Here is a 15,639-nt window from a genome sequence, read left to right as displayed (position 1 = left end):
GCCGTGGACTTCCGCTTGACGCAGGAGCAGGGCGACCTGCGGGCGGGCGTACGGGACCTGCTGGCGGGCCGGTACGGACGCGAGGCGCTGCGGGCCTCCGTGGAGGCGGGCGGGGCCCTGGACCGGGGGCTGTGGCGGGAGCTCGGAGCGGCCGGGTTCTTCGCGCTGCGGCTGCCGGAGGCGGCGGGCGGGGTCGGGCTCGGGATGCCCGAGGCGGTCCTCGTCTTCGAGGAGGCGGGGCGGGCGCTGCTGCCGGGGCCGCTCGTCGCCACGCACCTGGCGGCCGGGGTGGTCGCGGGGGCGGCCGAGGGGGCGGCGGTGGTCACGGCGTTCGACCTCGGCGGAGCCCTGGTGACCCACCTCGGGGAGGCGGACGCGGTGCTCGGTGCGCCGTCGCTCCCCGCGGGTGAGCCGGTGCCCTCGGCGGACCCGCTCACCCCGCTGCACCGGGTGGCCTCCCCGCCGGCCGCCGCGCAGGCGGCGGCGTACCGCGACGAGGGCGCGCTGCTGACCGCCGCCCTCCAGGTGGGCAGCGCGCTGCGGACGGTGGAGCTGGCGGTGCGCCACGGGGGCGAGCGCGAGCAGTTCGGGCAGCCGATCGGGGCCTTCCAGGCGGTCAAGCACCTGTGCGCGCAGATGCTGGTGCGCGCGGAGGTGGCCCGTACGGCCCTCTACGCGGCCGCGGTGACGGCGGATGCGGGGGAGGCGGCCGGGGCCAAGCTGCTGGCCGACGAGGCGGCCGTGCGCAATGCCCGCGACTGCCTCCAGGTGCACGGCGGGATGGGCTTCACGTGGGAGGCGGACGTGCACCTGCACCTCAAGCGGGCCTGGGTGCGCGCCGAGCAGTGGCGGAGGGCGGAGGAGGCGCAGGAGCTGCTGGCGGCCGAGCTGGCCTCGGCCGCCACGTAGCTCACCGTCACGAAAAGGGGTGGAGCGGGGGTGGGGCGGGGCACGGTCGGGACGGCCCGGGACGCATGTCCGATTACGGAGAGTTGATATCGGTTTGTGTCCTTGCCCCGGCCCCTTGCGGCCCGGTCCCGGGGGCCCGCTCCGGTACGCTCCCGGGAATGCGAGCGGCACGGCAGCGCGGGCGACGCGCAGTATGCACCACGCCTACTCCTTCGCGCTGGAATATGCCCGAAGCGCTTGTTGTGGTGACTGTACGTCAACCATGCTGCTCGGCAAGGGGATCACAGTCGGTGATCCCGTCCTGTCGCGAGGCGAAGTGTCCGCCGGTTCGGATGGTGTGAGCGGTGCAGGTGCTTCAGGTACAGCTGGAGGTAGGGCCGGACCCCGCCGAGGTCGGCCGGGCCCGTCGCTGGGCGCGGTCCAGGCTGGCCGGGTCGGGCATAGGGGAGGACGAACCGCTCGCCGAGACGCTGATCCTGCTGATCTCCGAGCTGGTCACCAACGCGGTCGTGCACACCGGCTGTCCGGCCGTCCTGCGAATGCTCTTCGGGGAGCCGGGCGTGCGGGTCGAGGTCGCCGACACCAGCTCCCGCGGACCGGCCCGGCGGCAGGCCGCGGGGGACGACACCGGCGGGCGCGGGCTGGAGCTGGTCGACGGACTGGCCGACCGCTGGGGCTGGCAGCGCGAGGGGGCGGGCAAGCGGATCTGGTGCGAGGTCGACCGCGCCGACAAGCCCGAGAACTGCCGGGCGACGTGGGAACCGCGCGTGTACCTCTAACGAGGTGTTGACGGTTCGTCAACTGTTGATCACCCTTGTACTGAGCGATTCGTCGCGAGGGGACGCCAAGGGCAGACCTTGACGAGTGCGGGTCGTGGGGTGGCGGCTGCCGTGCCGCGCTCGGGGCGCGCACGACCCTGCGCCGCCACCCACTGGTTCGCGTGCCGCCCCCGTCGGCGCCTCCCGGCGTCTACGGGGGCGGCGCGACCAGGCTCGGTTCGAGGCCTTGATGACCAGGTGCACCCGGTCCCGGGCGACCGGACGCCCGGCGCGAGGAGGGCATCGCCCGCCGCGACCACGCGCACGGCGGCGAGGAGGCCGTCCGGCGCCATGTCCTCCACGGCGAAGCCGCTCGCGCCGGCGCGCAGCGCCCCGTACGCGTGCTCGTACGCGGCCGGTGACGCCGGCCACCCTGCCGGGCGGCCGCTTCGGGCCGGCCCACGGCCCGGGGGGGGGCTTCCGCGTGGCGGCCGCCCTGCCCGCCGGAGCGTCCGGGGAGCGGTGAACGGCGGCCCGCGACCCGCCACCGGAACGCCGTCGGGCCCCCGGCCACCTGCCTTGACGAGGTGTTCTCGCCGCGACCCTGAGGACCCCCGCACGGGCGGACGTCCGCCCGCGGGATGCGGCCCGCGGGAAGGTTTCGGACCCGGTGGTAACAAGGCATTCCACTTTCGAGGACAATTGGGGCGCACTCGACGTTACTCAGCAGTAGGAGCAAGCGCGTGAACCAGGACCGGCACCGCCAGGCCGAGGACTTCCTGCAGCCCGACGAGCGGTTGATCGCCGTATGTGCCTGCGAGCCGGGTCCGGGTGTGCCTTCCCCGCCGGAGGACCTGCTCGCGCCCCAGGAGCCGGCGGCGCTCGGCCGGCGGCTGGAGGAGAAGCTCCCCCGCCCCCTCCAGCAGTTCTTCAAGGCCCGCGCGCACGAGGAGCGCCGGGACCAGGCCGCCGACCGGCTCCCGGACCCGGCGGCGGGCCCCGGCATGGAGGGCGGCTGGCAGAGCGAGGCCGGCCGCTTCCTGATCGGCCGGGCCGGTGCGCGGGGCTCGGGGGCGGACCTCCTCGTCGTGACCGACCGCCGCTGGTTCGCCCTGGCGGACGTCTCGCCGGTCTGGCAGTCCACGCCCGTCATGAAGCAGTACTGGGAGGTCCCGCGCTCGGCTGTCACCGTCGTCCGCGCGCAGGCCTCGCTCCTGCAGGGCCGCATGGACATCGAGTTCGCCGACTTCTCCTGGGTCGCCGTCGAGGCGCTGACCCCGGCCGAGGCGGCGCCCTTCGCGGCCTCTGCGGCCCGCTACCGCTGAGCCGCAGCCGCAGCCGCAGCCGCAGCCGCCACAGCCACCGCTGCCGCCACCGCTGAGCCGCCTCCCGCTGCCGCGCCGGCCCGGACGGCCGGGCCGGCGCGGCAGCGGGGCCGGGCGGCCTATTCGGGCGTGGCTCCGGTGATCACCGCGAAGGTGCCGCCCTGGGGGTCGGCGAGGACGGCCATGCGGCCGGCCGCCATGTCGAACGCAGGGGCCTTGACGGTGCCGCCGGCCCGGACCAGGGCCGCCTGGACGCTGTCGACGTCGTCGACGGCGAAGTACGGGAGCCAGTGCGGCGGAACGCCGGTCGGCATGGAGGCGAGGTCCATCATCCCGCCGATCGCCCGGCCCCCGACCTGGAACTCCGTGTACTCCTCGGCGCCCGGCATCTGCGACTTCGCCGTGGTCAGCGGCAGCACGGCGGAGTAGAACGCGGCCGCGGCGTCGACGTCGCCGGTCGTCAGCTCGTTCCAGATCAGCGCGCCGTGCTCGTTGACGATGCCCGCCCCGGCGAAGGTGCCGTACTGCCAGAGGCCGACGGAGGCGCCGGTCGGGTCGGTGATGACGGCCATCCGCCCGAGGTCCATGACGTCCATCGGGCCCATCACCACCGTGCCGCCCGCTTCGGGGACCGCCTTGAGGGTGGAGTCGATGGAGTCGGTGGCCAGGTACGTGGTCCACATGGTCGGCGGCATCGGGTCCGGGACGGAGCCGTCCGGGTCGGACGCGCGCATGATCCCGGCCACCGGCTTGCCCTTGAGGGTGCAGACGGAGTAGCCGCCGGTCTCCGGCGGGCCGATCTCGCCCTGCCAGCCGAAGAGGTCGCGGTAGAAGTCGAGGGCCGCCTGCTGGTCGGGGACCATCAGGTCGATCCAGCAGGGGGTGCCGGCCCGGTAGGGGCCGTTCATGTCGGGCACGGATGCCTCCGGGGCTGCCGATGAGGAGGGGACGGGCGCTCCCTACCCCGCCCCCACCGCCCGAATCGGGCCGTACGGCTGAACGCGCTCAGAGGACGGCCACGGGGGCGACCGGGGTGCCGACGCCGCCGACGAAGGGCTCCGGCATGGCCGACAGCAGGAAGGCGTACCGGTTCTCTTCTGCACAGGCTGTGGACAACTTTTCGAGGTTCCAGTTCTGGCCCTGGTGCATGCCCATCTCCACCAGGTCCAGCGCGTGCACCGGCAGCCACAGGTTCTCGATCTCCGGGGGGAAGATCTCGAAGGTCAGGGTGTCGTTCGCCACCGCCGCCACGTCGCGCGCGTGGAACCACTGCGGGGTGCGGACGGACAGCCCGGGCGAGGGGAAGCCGTAGCCGTGCTTGTCGCCCGCCAGGTAGACCTGGATCTGGCCGGTGCGCACCAGGACGATGTCGCCGGGGCGGACGGTCACCCCGCCGAACTCCTCCGCCTGCGCCAGGTCCTCCGGGGTCACCGCGTGGCCGCCCGGCAGCCGGTCCAGGCCCTTGGCGCGGGCCACGTCCAGCAGGACGCCCCGCGAGACGATGTGGCCGGCCTTGTCGATGCCGCTGAACTCGGCGCGCGCGTGCGCGGTGATCGTGGACGCGGGGCGGCCGTTGTAGATGCGGCCCGAGTGCGAGACGTGCGTGAGGGCGTCCCAGTGGGTGGCCGACTGGAGCCCCATCGTCACGGCGTCGTCGCTGCACGCCACCGTGCCCGGCCCGAACAGCTCCTGGTTGATCTGCACCATCGTGTGCAGGGGGTTGACCCGGCCGGGGATCAGGCCGGCCTGGACCCCGTCCTCCTTGAGCGGGAGCGCGAGCGGGATCCGGCGGCCCGTGCGGATCTCGGCGGCGGCCGCCCGTACGACCTCGTCGGTGATCAGGTTCAGGGTGCCGATCTCGTCGTCGGCGCCCCAGCGGCCCCAGTTGTTGACGCGCTTGGCGATGTCGTGGAACTCGGGGGGCATGGTCATGGCTTCCATCAGCTCCTGGGGTGCGCCGGGGCAACTGTGGCCGACTGGGGCTTGTGTCTTGGCATCCGCCTGGTCATAGAATCTAACGGACCGTCAGAAAACGCGGGAAGGGGTCGGGCGTGGGGAACTTCTTGGCCGGCAAGGTCGTGGCCGTCACCGGCGCGGGCCGGGGCATCGGGCGGGCCGTGGCCCTCGCGGCGGCCGCGGAGGGCGCCAAGGTCGTCGTCAACGACTACGGCGTCGGCATCGGGGGCGGGGAGCCGACGAGCGAGGTAGCCGACGGCGTCGTGAAGGAGATAGTGGCCGCCGGCGGCGAGGCCGTCGCCGTCGCCGACGACATCTCGACCATGGCGGGCGGCCAGCGCATCGTCGACACCGCCCTCACGCGGTTCGGCCGCGTCGACGGCGTCGTGTGCGTCGCCGGCATCCTGCGCGAGCGGATGCTGTTCAACATGTCCGAGGAGGAGTGGGACCCGGTCGTCGCCACCCACCTCAAGGGCACCTTCACCGTCTTCCGCGCGGCCTCGGCCGTCATGCGCCGCCAGGGTTGCGGCACCCTCATCGGCTTCACCAGCGGCAACCACCAGGGCTCCGTCGCCCAGGCCAACTACAGCGCCGCCAAGGGCGGGATCATCTCCCTCGTCCGCTCCGCCGCGCTCGGGCTGGCCAAGTACGGGGTCACCGCCAACGCCGTCGCGCCCGTCGCCCGGACCCGGATGTCGGCGGGCGTCCCCATGGAGCTCAAGGAGATCGGCGAGCCCGAGGACGTCGCGGCGCTCGTCACCTACCTGCTCTCCGACAAGGCCGTGGCCGTCGGCGGCGAGAGGATCACCGGGCAGGTCTACACGATCGCCGGACCGAAGATCGCCGTCTGGGCACAGCCGCGCGAACTGCGCGCCGGCTACGCCGAGGGCTCATGGACCCCCGAGAAGATCGCCGACTTCCTGCCCGGGACGGTGGGCACCGACCCGATGCCGATGCTGGCGCAGCTGGAGGCCATGGCCAAGGCGGCGGCCGCCAAGGACCGCCCCAACGCGTAGGGGGGCCCGGACGACATGGACTTCAGCTTCGGGGCCGAGGACGAGGAGCTGCGCGCCCGCGCCCGCTCCTGGCTCACCGGGCACCTGGTGGGCCCGTACGCGGACGCCCTCGGCCTCGGCGGGCCCGGCAGCGAGCACGAAGGGGTCGGGGCCCGGCGCGCCTGGGAGCGCGAGCTGGGCCGGGGCGGCTGGATCGGCCAGGGCTGGGAGCTGCCGTCCGGGGCGTACGGGCAGCAGCGGCTCTCGCTGACCGGCCAGGTGGTCTGGGCCGAGGAGTACGCGGCGCTGCGCGCGCCCGGCCGGGTCGGCCACATCGGGGAGAACCTGCTCGCGCCGACCCTGATCGCGTACGGGTCCCCGGAGCAGCGGGACCGCTTCCTGCCGGGCATCGCGCGCGGCGAGGAGCTGTGGTGCCAGGGGTACAGCGAGCCGGACGCCGGGTCCGACCTCGCGGGGATCCGTACCACCGCGGTACGGGACGCGGCCGACGGGCTGCTGCGGGTCACCGGGCAGAAGATCTGGACCTCGCTGGCCCGGGAGGCCGACTGGTGCTTCGTCCTGGCCCGGACCGAACCGGGCTCGCGCCGTCACCGCGGACTGTCCTTCCTGCTCGTGCGGATGGACCAGCCGGGGCGGGTCGAGGTCCGGCCGATCCGCCAGATGTCGGGGACGAGCGAGTTCAACGAGGTGTTCTTCGACGGGGCGGTGGCGGCCGAGGTCGTCGGGGGTGAGGGCAACGGCTGGACCGTGGCCATGGGACTGCTCGCCCTGGAACGCGGGGTCTCGACGCTGGTCCAGCAGATCGGGTTCGCGGCGGAGCTGGAGCGGGTGGTCGGGGCGTACGTGGCTGCGTGCGGCCCGGGCGGCGCGGGCGGCCCGGGCGGCGCGGGCGGGTCCGGGGATCCCGTACTGCGCGAACGCCTCGTACGGCAGTGGGCCGAGCTGCGCGCGATGCGCTGGAACGCCCTGCGCACCCTCGGCTCCGCCGGCGATCCGGGCGCGCCCAGCGTGGCCAAGCTGCTGTGGGGCGGCTGGCACCGGCGGCTCGGCGAGCTGGCGGTGGCGGTCCGCGGGGCCGGGGCCTCGGCCGGGCCGGCCGACTGGGGGCCCGGGACGCCGTACGAACTCGGACTCGACGAGGAGCAGCGCCTGTTCCTGTTCACCCGCGCCGACACGATCTACGGCGGCTCGGACGAGATCCAGCGGAACATCATCGCCGAGCGTGTGCTCGGCCTGCCTAAGGAGCCCAGGTGAGAGGCGTCGTCTTCGACGGAAAGCAGGTCCAGGTGGTCGAGGATCTGGAGATCCGCGATCCGGGGCCGGGGGAGGTGCTGGTCGCGATCTCGGCGGCCGGGCTGTGCCACAGCGACCTGTCGGTGATCGACGGGACCATACCCTTCCCGCCGCCGGTGGTCCTGGGGCACGAGGGCGCGGGGGTGGTGGAAGCGGTCGGTCCGGGTGTGACGCATGTGGCGCCGGGCGACCACGTCTCCCTGTCGACGCTGGCCAACTGCGGTGCCTGCGCCGACTGCGACCGGGGCCGGCCGACCATGTGCCGCAAGGCGATCGGGATGCCGGGGCAGCCGTTCTCGCGGGGCGGCAGGCCGCTGTTCCAGTTCGCTTCGAACTCGGCCTTCGCGGAGCGGACGATCGTCAAGGCCGTCCAGGCCGTGAAGATCCCGGCCGACATCCCGCCGACGTCGGCGGCGCTCATCGGCTGCGGTGTCCTGACGGGCGTGGGCGCCGTACTGAACCGGGCCCGCGTCGGCCACGGCGAGTCGGTGGTCGTCATCGGCACGGGCGGCATCGGACTCAACGTGATCCAGGGCGCGCGGATCGCGGGCGCGGGCACCATCGTGGCGGTGGACGCGAACCCGGCGAAGGAGGCGGTGGCCCGGCAGTTCGGGGCCACGCACTTCATCGACGCGTCGGCCGTACCCGACTCCCCGGCGGCGGTGCGCGAGATCCTCCCGACGGGTGCCGACCACGCCTTCGAGTGCGTGGGCAGCGTCAAGCTGATCCGCCAGGCCGTCGACCTCCTGGACCGGCACGGGCAGGCGATCCTGCTCGGGGTGCCGGGGTTCAAGGAGGAGGCCTCCTTCATGGTGTCGTCCATGTACCTGGACAAGACGATCATGGGCTGCCGGTACGGCTCCTCCCGTCCGCAGCGGGACATCGCCCTGTACGCGGAGCTCTACCGGCAGGGCAGGCTGCTGCTCGACGAACTGGTCACGGAGACCTACCCGGTCGAGGACTTCGCCAAGGCCGTGGACGACGCCCGGCACGGCCGGGTGGCGCGGGGCGTGCTCACGTTCTGAGCGCGTGCGGCGCGAGGGCCGAAGACCCCGCCTCCGGCCGTCCGGAGGCGGGAACTTCGCTCGTCGCGCAGTACGCGGGGTCAGTCGGCGGCGAGGCGGCCGAAACGGCCCTTGTGGAACAGGAGCGGGCCGTCCTCGCCGGCGGCGCCCATGGCCTCGACCCGGCCGACCACGATCAGGTGGTCCCCGCCGGTGTGCACGGCGTGGACGCGGCAGTCGATCCAGGCGGGCACGGCGTCGAGCTGCGGTGATCCGGTCACGGGGGCCGGGGTGTGCGCGACGCCCGCGAACTTGTCGGCGCCGCTGACGGCGAAGGCCCGGCACAGTCCGCCCTGCTCGGCGCCGAGGATGTTGACGCAGAAAACCCCGGCGCGGGCGATGCGGGGCCAGGTGGTCGAGGTCCGGGCCACCATGAACGTGACCAGCGGCGGGTCGAGCGACAGCGAGGCGAAGGACTGGCAGGCGAACCCGGCCGGGCCGTCCTCGCCCTCGGCCGCCGGGGCGGTGATGACGGTGACCCCGCTGGCGAAGTTCCCGAGTACGGACCGGAACTCGGCGGGGCTGACGGGTGCGCGCTCGTCCTCGCCGACGGCCCGCAGATCGGGGCGCGGCAGCGCGTCGACGCGGCCGGCGTCCGGATCCCGCTCCGAGGGGGCGGAGGTGGGGGAGCCGACGGACCTGAGGTATCGGACGACGGTGGCCGCCATCCCTGCGTGTCCCATCACGCCACCGATTGAAGCTGACGCTCCGTCAGATGGGAAGGGGCGCGGACGGGTGACTCGGAAAGGGGGAAGGTGTATCGTCCCCATGAATTGAACGCGTTCAATCCATGGGGGCGGGGGCATGGGGATACCGGACGTGCACACGGAACCGGCCGCGCGCGCGGGCGGCCGCCCGCGGCTGTCGACCGGATCGGAGCTGGCCTTCACCGGGCAGTGCGTCGTGGCGGGAGCGCTCTTCCTCGCCACCTCCGGCATGCGCGACGACCACGGCCTCGGCATCGGTTCCGCCGTCTTCGCCGCGGCGGCGCCGATGTTCCTCGTGGTGGTCCTGGCCGCGTACCTGCACCGGGTGCTGTTCACCCTGCCGGTGATGGCGCTGACGCGAGCGCTGGGCGACCCGCGGTGGGCGCCGCTCTTCGCGGCCGGTCTCGCGGCCGCCTACGCGGGGTGCGCGGCGGCCGGCTGGGACCTGCCGTACGGCCGGACACTGCTGTGGATCGCGGGCGCCGGGGTGCTCCCGGTCGCCGCGGCCTCGTACGCGCACCACCGGTCGCTCGGCTGGACCGGGATGGCGGCCCGAGTCGGCGCCGTCACCGGGGCGGCCCTGCTCCTGTGCGCGTTCGGCGCCTTCCTCCAGGACCGTACCGGGCTCGGCGCGTACGAGCCGCCCCGGCTGGAACGGGGGCAGTACGCCGGGGAGTGGACCGGCGGCGGGGGCGCGTACCGGCTGCGGCTGGGGGAGCGGGGCGAGGCCGTGGCCGAGAACCTGCCCCTGGTCGCGCCGGCCGGGCTGTGGGGCACGTGCTCGGGGACCGGGACGTGGGAGTTCGAGCCGGGGCGGGAGGCCGGCGGCCTCTTCGACCGGACGCGCGACCGCGTCACGCTCACGATCGAGGGCTGCGGCCCCCTGCGCGACTGGCAGGCGGCCGGCACGGCCGAACGGCCCGAGGTGTTCTGCGTCATGGGCGATCCGGACGACCTCCACCCCCGGTACGCCGAAACCCTGCACCGCCGGTAGCCGGGGCGGGGCGGTCCCCGCGCAGGCGCCCGTACGGGTGAATCCACTGCCCCGCCTGGACCCGTACGCCGGGCCGCCCCGCGGCAGGTCGGCATCGTGGCCCCCGGCCCGATCCCGATCCACCCGTTCCTCAGGAGGACTCCCATGCTCGGCACCGACTACCGTCTCGGATCGCCCGTCTGGCTCGACCTCGGCAGCCCCGACACCACCGGCGCCGCGGGGTTCTACAGCACCGTCTTCGGCTGGACCTTCACCGACCTGGGCCCGGACGCCGGCGGGTACGGGTTCTTCCAGTCGGACGGCAAGACCGTCGCCGCCCTCGGGCCGCTCACCGAGGAGGGGGCGAGTTCCGCCTGGATGCTGCACTTCAAGGCCGACGACATCCAGGCCACGGTCTCGGCCGTCCGGTCCGGCGGCGGGAAGATCCGGATGGAGCCCATGGACGTCATGGGCGAGGGCTGGCTCGCCCAGGCCACCGACCCGCAGGGCGCCGAGTTCGCGCTCTGGCAGCCCGGCAAGACCGCCGGACTGGGGAAGGTCTCCGACGAGAACAGCCTGGTGTGGGCGGAGCTGCACGTGCCGGACCCGGCCGCGGCCATCACCTTCTACAACGGTGTCTTCGGCTGGCGCAGCCAGGACATGCAGACGCCCGGGATGACGTACCGCGTGCTGAGCCTCAAGGACGGCGACCAGCAGCAGACCTCCTTCGGCGGGGTCGCTCCCATGGGCGACGGGGCGGGCGACGGCGTCGAGAAGCCGCGCTGGGTCCCGTACTTCAACGTCGCGGACGTCGACGCGACGGTGGCGGCGGCGGGCGGCAACGGCGGTTCGGTGCTCATGCCGGCCGTGGACGTGCCGGGCGTCGGCCGGATCGCGTGGGTCGCTGACCCGTCCGGAGCCGTGTTCGCCCTGCTGAAGCCGGACCCGATGATGTGAGGCACCCGGTCAGCGGCCGAGGTACTTGGGCGAGCGGCGCTCCACGAACGAGGCCACGCCCTCGTTCGCGTCGGCGGTGGTCATGTTGATCTCCTGAGCGATGGCCTCGGCGGCCAGCGCGGCCGCCCGCCCGCCGTCCAGGGAGGCGTTCACCAGCTGCTTGGTCAGGGCGACGGCGCGGGTCGGGCCCTGCGCGAGGCGCTCGGCCCACGAGCGGGCGGTCGCCTCCAGCTCCGCGTCGGGAACGACCCGGTTGACGAGGCCGAGGCGCGCGGCCTCGGCCGCCGGGACGGCGTCGCCGAAGAACATGAGCTCCTTGGCCTTCTGCGGTCCGACGAGGCGCGGGAGCAGGTACGCGCCGCCGCCGTCGGGGACCAGGCCGCGGCGGACGAACACCTCGATGAAGCGCGCCGATTCGGCGGCGATGACGAGGTCGCAGGCGAGCGCGAGGTGAGCGCCGATGCCGGCGGCCGTCCCGTTGACGGCCGCGAGCACCGGCTTCTCGCAGTCGAGCACGGCGGTGATCAGGCGCTGCGCGCCGAGCCGGATCATGCGGGCGACGTCGCCGGCGAGGCGCTCGCCCGGTGCGGCGGGGGCACCGCGCAGATCCGCGCCCGCGCAGAAGCCCTTGCCGGGGGCGGGACGACGACGGCCCGCACGCCGGGGTCGGCGCCGGCCTCGGCGAGCAGCCCGATGACGCGCTCGCGCTGGTCCCAGGTGACGGCGTTCATGGCGTGCGGCCGGTTGAGGGTGATCCACGAGACGCCGCTCTCGATGCGGTGCAGCACTTCTTCGGCGGGGGCGCTGGTCATGGGGTGGACTCCCGTTCGGAAGGGGGACGGTCGGTGCGGCCCCGCGCGGCGGCGGATCAGCGGCAGACGGCGAGTGCGTCCAGGGCCACCGCGCCCTGGCCGCGGGGGAGGACCATCAGCGGGTTGATGTCCAGTTCCGAGAGGACGCCGTCCAGTTCGAGCGCCATCCGCTGGACCCGGAGCACCACCTCCACCAGCGCGTCCACGTCGGCCGGCGGGGCTCCCCGCACGCCCTCCAGCAGGGCGTGGCCGCGCAGCTCCGTCAGCATCGCCCGCGCCTGGTCCTCGCCGAACGGCGGGACGCGGACCGCCGCGTCGTGCAGGACCTCCACCAGCACCCCGCCCAGGCCCACCGTCACCGTCGGGCCGAAGAGCTGGTCCTGGGTGACGCCGACGACCATCTCGACGCCCCGCTCCACCATCTGGCAGACGAGGATGCCGTCCAGCGGGACGTTCTCGTAGCGGGCGATGTCCGTGAGCTCGCGGTAGGCGTCGCGGATCTGGCTCGCCGAGGTCAGGCCGATCTTGACCAGGCCCAGCTCCGTCTTGTGCCCGAGCTGGGGCCCCGAGGCCTTCATCACCACCGGGTAGCCCACCAGCCCCGCGGCCCGTACCGCCGCCGCCGCGCTGGTCACGAGCTGCTCGCGGGGCACCCGTATCCCGTACGCCCGCAGCAGCTGCTTCGCCGCGTGCTCGCTGAGCTGCTGGCCCGGCCGCATGAGCGCCTGCGCCTTGCGGTACGAGGGGGACGGGGTCCGCGGCGCCTCCTCGAAGGGGGAGCGGTAGCCGGCCGTGAAGCGGTGGTGGCCGAGGTAGGCGCGTACGGCGGTGATGCAGTTGCCGAACGTACGGAACGTGGCGACGCGGGAGGAGCCGAGCAGGGTGGTGCGGTAGGCCTCCTCGGTGCCGACCGGCGAGCCCCAGACCACGCAGATCAGCTTGTCCGTCCGCTCCGCCGCGTCGACCAGGTCCTGGGCCAGCTTGTCGCTCATCGGGGGGAAGGGCCCGGTGATCGGGCAGATCAGGATTCCCACGGCCGGATCGGCGAGGATCGCGTCGATGATCTTGCGGCCGCGCCAGTCGCCGACCGGGTGGCCGCCGTTGTCCACGGGGTTGGCGACGTTCAGGTACTCCGGGATCCACTGGTGGAGTTCGTCCTGCCGGGCCTGGGAGAGGGTGGGCAGCGTCAGCCCCGCCTCGGTCGCCAGGTCGCAGAAGTGGGCTCCGGTGCCACCGGAGATGGAGTACACGACGACCCCGTCGGCCAGCGGCTTGCGGGCCCGGGCGAGCAGCGCGGCGGTGTCCTGGAGCTCGTCCAGCCCGTCGACGCGGATGACGCCGAACTGGCGCATCGCGGCGTCCACGACGGTGTCGGCGCCGGTCAGCTTCCCGGTGTGGGAGGCGGCCGTGCGGGCGCCGGTCTCGGTGCGGCCGACCTTGACGGCGACGACGGGGACGCCGGCCCGGGCCGCGCGGTCGGCTGCCAGGAGGAACCGGCGGCCGTCCTTGAGGCCTTCCACGTAGCAGGCGATGGCGCCCACCTCGGGCCGCTCGGCGAAGTAGGAGATGAAGTCGGAGGTCTCCAGGTCGGCCTCGTTGCCCGTCGGAGCCCAGTGGGAGAGCCGGATGCCCAGCTCCTGGAGGGTGTAGACGGGCCGGCCCTGGTGGCCGGACTGGGTGATCAGCGCGATCGCCGGGCCGTCGAGGTCCTCACGGAACTCCTCGAAGGCATTGAGGTTGGTGTTGGGGCCGAGGAGGCGCAGGCCCGAGCGGCGGACGGCCGCCGCGAGCCGCTCCTGGGCGGCGGCGCCGGCCGCGCCGGTCTCGGCGAAACCCGCGGCGAAGGCGACGGCGAACTTCACCTTGGCCTCGGCCAGTTCCTCGATCACCGGCAGCGGATCGCCGACGAGGAGGACGGCGAGGTCCACCTGTTCGGGCAGGTCGGCCACCGACGCGTGGCAGGTCAGCCCGAAAACGGTGGGGCGGGTGGGGTGCACGGGGTGGATCCGGGCGCCGACGCGCTCAGCCCAGGCGATGAGGCGGCGGGTGATGCCGGTGTTCGGTCTGCCGTCGGCGTCGGAGGCGCCGATGACGGCCACCGACTCGGGCCGGAAGAACCGGTCCAGGTCGGGGACGTCGGCGTGCAGGGGCCGTCCGCTGACGTCCACCGCGACCGCGTCCGCGGCGGAGGGGGCCGCCGTGGAGTGGACGGCCGACCTGGGGGTCTCCCCGCAGGCCTCGACACGTGCGCGGAAGTCGGTGGTGAGGGTGCCGTGAGTAGATCCAAGCATCGTTCCGCCCGCTCCTGCTCGATGAACCTCAATAACTGACGCGTAGTCAGATTACTGAACTGACGCGTCGTCAGGAACAGTGCTGCGCAGGAAAGCTGGTGGAGGTGGTGTGTGGAACGGTGACAGATCCCGCCGGGAGCGGTCCAGGGCGCGATTCGGCCGCGCCCGTACGCGTCTCAGGCGAGGGGGTCGACCGGACGCAGGCCCGTGTCCGGGAGGGGCGCGGCCGGCGGGAGGCCGGTGCGGGGCCCCACGCGGCGGGCCACGGCCTTGGCGATCTTCTCCGCGTCCAGGGCCATCTCGCGGAACATGCCGCTGATGGGGTTGGAGAAGCCGGTGAAGTACAGGCCGGGGGCCTGTGCGGGGGTGCGCGGTCCGTGCGTACGGGGACGGCCGCGCCCGTCGAGCACGTCCAGGTGCCCGACCAGCCCCTCCAGGCCGCGGCGGTATCCGGTGGCCGCCACCACCGCGTCGGGGGTGATGTGCGAGCCGTCGGCGAGCATGACCCGCGCGCCCTCGAAGGAGGCCACGGCCGCGACCGGTTCCACCCGCCCCGCGCGGACCGCGTCGATCAGGCCGACGTCCTGGACCGGGATCGCGCCCTCCTTGACCCTGCTGTACAGGCCGGTGTCGGGGCGGGGGAGTCCGTGTGCCGTCAGATCGGGTACGGACGCCTTGGCGACGAGCGCGCCGACCCGGTCCACGAGCCGTACGGGCAGCCGCCGCACCAGGATCCCGGTGCGCTGCGCGGGCCAGCCCGCGGTGGAGCGGCGCACGATGTGCGGGGCGGTGCGCACGGCGAGCCGCACCCGCGCGGCCCCGCCCTCGGCGAGGTCGACGGCCAACTCGGCGCCGGTGTTGCCGGCGCCGACGACGAGTACGTCCCGACCCTCGTACGGCGCGGCGTTGCGGTACTCGCGGGCGTGCACCAGCTCCCCGGTGTACGTGTCCCGGCCCGGCCAGTCGGGGAGCGCGGGCGTGTGGTTGAACCCGGTGGCGACGACGACGGCGCGGGCGTCGAGCACCCGGCCGCCGCTGGCGTGCAGCAGCCAGCCGTCCCCGCCGGGGGCGGGGTCGATGCGGGTCACCTCGACGCCGGTGACGAGCTCCAGCTCGTGGAACTCGGCGTACTTCTCCAGGTACCGCACCACGTCGTCCCGCGACACCCACCGCCCGAACCGGCGCGGCATGGCGAGCCCCGGGAGGGCGGAGAGCCGGCGCGTGGTGTGCAGGTGGAGCCGGTCGTAGTGCCCCCGCCAGGAGGCGCCGACGACGGCGGACTTCTCGACGACCACCGCGCGCACCCCGCGGGCGCGCAGCGCGGCGGCCGCCGCGAGGCCGCCGGGCCCGGCGCCGATCACGTAGACCGGGCGGGGCTGGGTGGACATGTCGGGGGTTTCGGGGACTGCGGGCATGAGGGGTGAGCGTATCGACACACAGCGTTGATGGGTCTCGGACGAGCGGGGAATCGATTGCGGATCGATCACGGCCGCCGGCGGGGTGCACGGCGGGCCGTGGGCCGGTGGGCCGGTGGGCGGGCGGGCCGGCGGGCCGGTGGGCCGGGGCGGGTCGGCGGGC

The 15,639-nt window shown here is 74.1% G+C and carries 13 protein-coding genes and 1 pseudogene; 8 read left to right on the top strand and 6 right to left on the bottom strand.

Annotation, left to right across the window (positions count from 1 at the left end; translation table 11 throughout):
• The first annotated feature begins 3 nt into the window (after positions 1-3).
• The 3 genes from ACS04_RS09725 (at position 4) to ACS04_RS09715 (ending at position 2,992) form a co-directional block, all read left to right on the top strand.
• Complete coding sequence (locus ACS04_RS09725) at positions 4-909, top strand: acyl-CoA dehydrogenase family protein (protein ID WP_048476169.1); 906 nt, start codon at positions 4-6, stop codon at positions 907-909.
• Positions 910-1,253: 344 nt separating this feature from the next.
• The gene (locus ACS04_RS09720; protein ID WP_048476141.1) at positions 1,254-1,688 is read left to right on the top strand and encodes an ATP-binding protein; all 435 of its coding nucleotides are present in this window, start codon (positions 1,254-1,256) and stop codon (positions 1,686-1,688) included.
• Between the two features lie 722 nt (positions 1,689-2,410).
• Entirely contained in the window at positions 2,411-2,992 is a 582-nt protein-coding gene (locus ACS04_RS09715; RefSeq protein ID WP_048476140.1) for a hypothetical protein, read from the top strand.
• 119 nt (positions 2,993-3,111) lie between these two features.
• Here the strand turns inward: ACS04_RS09715 and ACS04_RS09710 are convergent, their stop codons facing one another.
• Positions 3,112-3,900 carry a VOC family protein gene (locus ACS04_RS09710; RefSeq protein WP_048476139.1) on the bottom strand — a complete coding sequence of 263 codons (789 nt, stop codon included), beginning with the start codon at positions 3,898-3,900 and terminating at the stop codon, positions 3,112-3,114.
• A gap of 97 nt (positions 3,901-3,997) precedes the next feature.
• Entirely contained in the window at positions 3,998-4,924 is a 927-nt protein-coding gene (locus tag ACS04_RS09705; protein WP_048476168.1) for a cyclase family protein, read from the bottom strand.
• A gap of 119 nt (positions 4,925-5,043) precedes the next feature.
• On the opposite strand from ACS04_RS09705, the gene ACS04_RS09700 reads away from it, so the two are divergent.
• From ACS04_RS09700 to ACS04_RS09690, 3 genes are read left to right on the top strand one after another with little or no spacing between them, the layout of a single operon-like run.
• Positions 5,044-5,964, top strand: a complete 921-nt coding sequence (locus ACS04_RS09700; protein ID WP_048476138.1) for an SDR family oxidoreductase — start codon at positions 5,044-5,046, stop codon at positions 5,962-5,964.
• A gap of 15 nt (positions 5,965-5,979) precedes the next feature.
• Positions 5,980-7,218 (top strand): acyl-CoA dehydrogenase family protein, encoded by a 1,239-nt coding sequence (locus ACS04_RS09695; protein WP_048476137.1) that lies wholly within the window; start codon positions 5,980-5,982, stop codon positions 7,216-7,218.
• Complete coding sequence (locus tag ACS04_RS09690) at positions 7,215-8,282, top strand: Zn-dependent alcohol dehydrogenase (RefSeq protein WP_048476136.1); 1,068 nt, start codon at positions 7,215-7,217, stop codon at positions 8,280-8,282. The genes ACS04_RS09695 and ACS04_RS09690 overlap by 4 nt, the downstream gene beginning before the upstream one ends.
• A gap of 80 nt (positions 8,283-8,362) precedes the next feature.
• Here ACS04_RS09690 and ACS04_RS09685 read toward each other — a convergent pair whose 3' ends face one another.
• Positions 8,363-8,989 carry a flavin reductase family protein gene (locus ACS04_RS09685; protein ID WP_048476135.1) on the bottom strand — a complete coding sequence of 209 codons (627 nt, stop codon included), beginning with the start codon at positions 8,987-8,989 and terminating at the stop codon, positions 8,363-8,365.
• A gap of 136 nt (positions 8,990-9,125) precedes the next feature.
• Between ACS04_RS09685 and ACS04_RS35250 the strand changes: the two genes are divergently transcribed.
• Both ACS04_RS35250 and ACS04_RS09675 read left to right on the top strand, forming a co-directional pair.
• On the top strand, positions 9,126-10,022 hold the full coding sequence (locus ACS04_RS35250) for a hypothetical protein (protein WP_053080731.1): 897 nt from the start codon (positions 9,126-9,128) through the stop codon (positions 10,020-10,022).
• A gap of 144 nt (positions 10,023-10,166) precedes the next feature.
• Positions 10,167-10,958: a VOC family protein gene (locus ACS04_RS09675; RefSeq protein WP_048476134.1), complete on the top strand. Its 792-nt coding sequence runs from the start codon at positions 10,167-10,169 to the stop codon at positions 10,956-10,958.
• Between the two features lie 9 nt (positions 10,959-10,967).
• Here ACS04_RS09675 and ACS04_RS09670 read toward each other — a convergent pair.
• The 3 genes and pseudogenes from ACS04_RS09670 to ACS04_RS09660 all read right to left on the bottom strand — a co-directional run bounded on the left by ACS04_RS09670 (position 10,968) and on the right by ACS04_RS09660 (position 15,476).
• A pseudogene (locus tag ACS04_RS09670) lies at positions 10,968-11,770 on the bottom strand (enoyl-CoA hydratase/isomerase family protein).
• 56 nt (positions 11,771-11,826) lie between these two features.
• A complete protein-coding gene (locus ACS04_RS09665) occupies positions 11,827-14,061 on the bottom strand; it encodes an acetate--CoA ligase family protein (RefSeq protein WP_048476133.1) in 2,235 nt (744 codons plus the stop codon).
• 176 nt (positions 14,062-14,237) lie between these two features.
• Positions 14,238-15,476: a flavin-containing monooxygenase gene (locus ACS04_RS09660; protein WP_048476132.1), complete on the bottom strand. Its 1,239-nt coding sequence runs from the start codon at positions 15,474-15,476 to the stop codon at positions 14,238-14,240.
• Positions 15,477-15,639 lie beyond the last annotated feature (163 nt).

It is taken from the genome of Streptomyces roseus, assembly GCF_001044425.1.
Classification (GTDB): domain Bacteria; phylum Actinomycetota; class Actinomycetes; order Streptomycetales; family Streptomycetaceae; genus Streptomyces; species Streptomyces roseus.
This window is presented reverse-complemented; position numbering and strand designations above follow the sequence as displayed.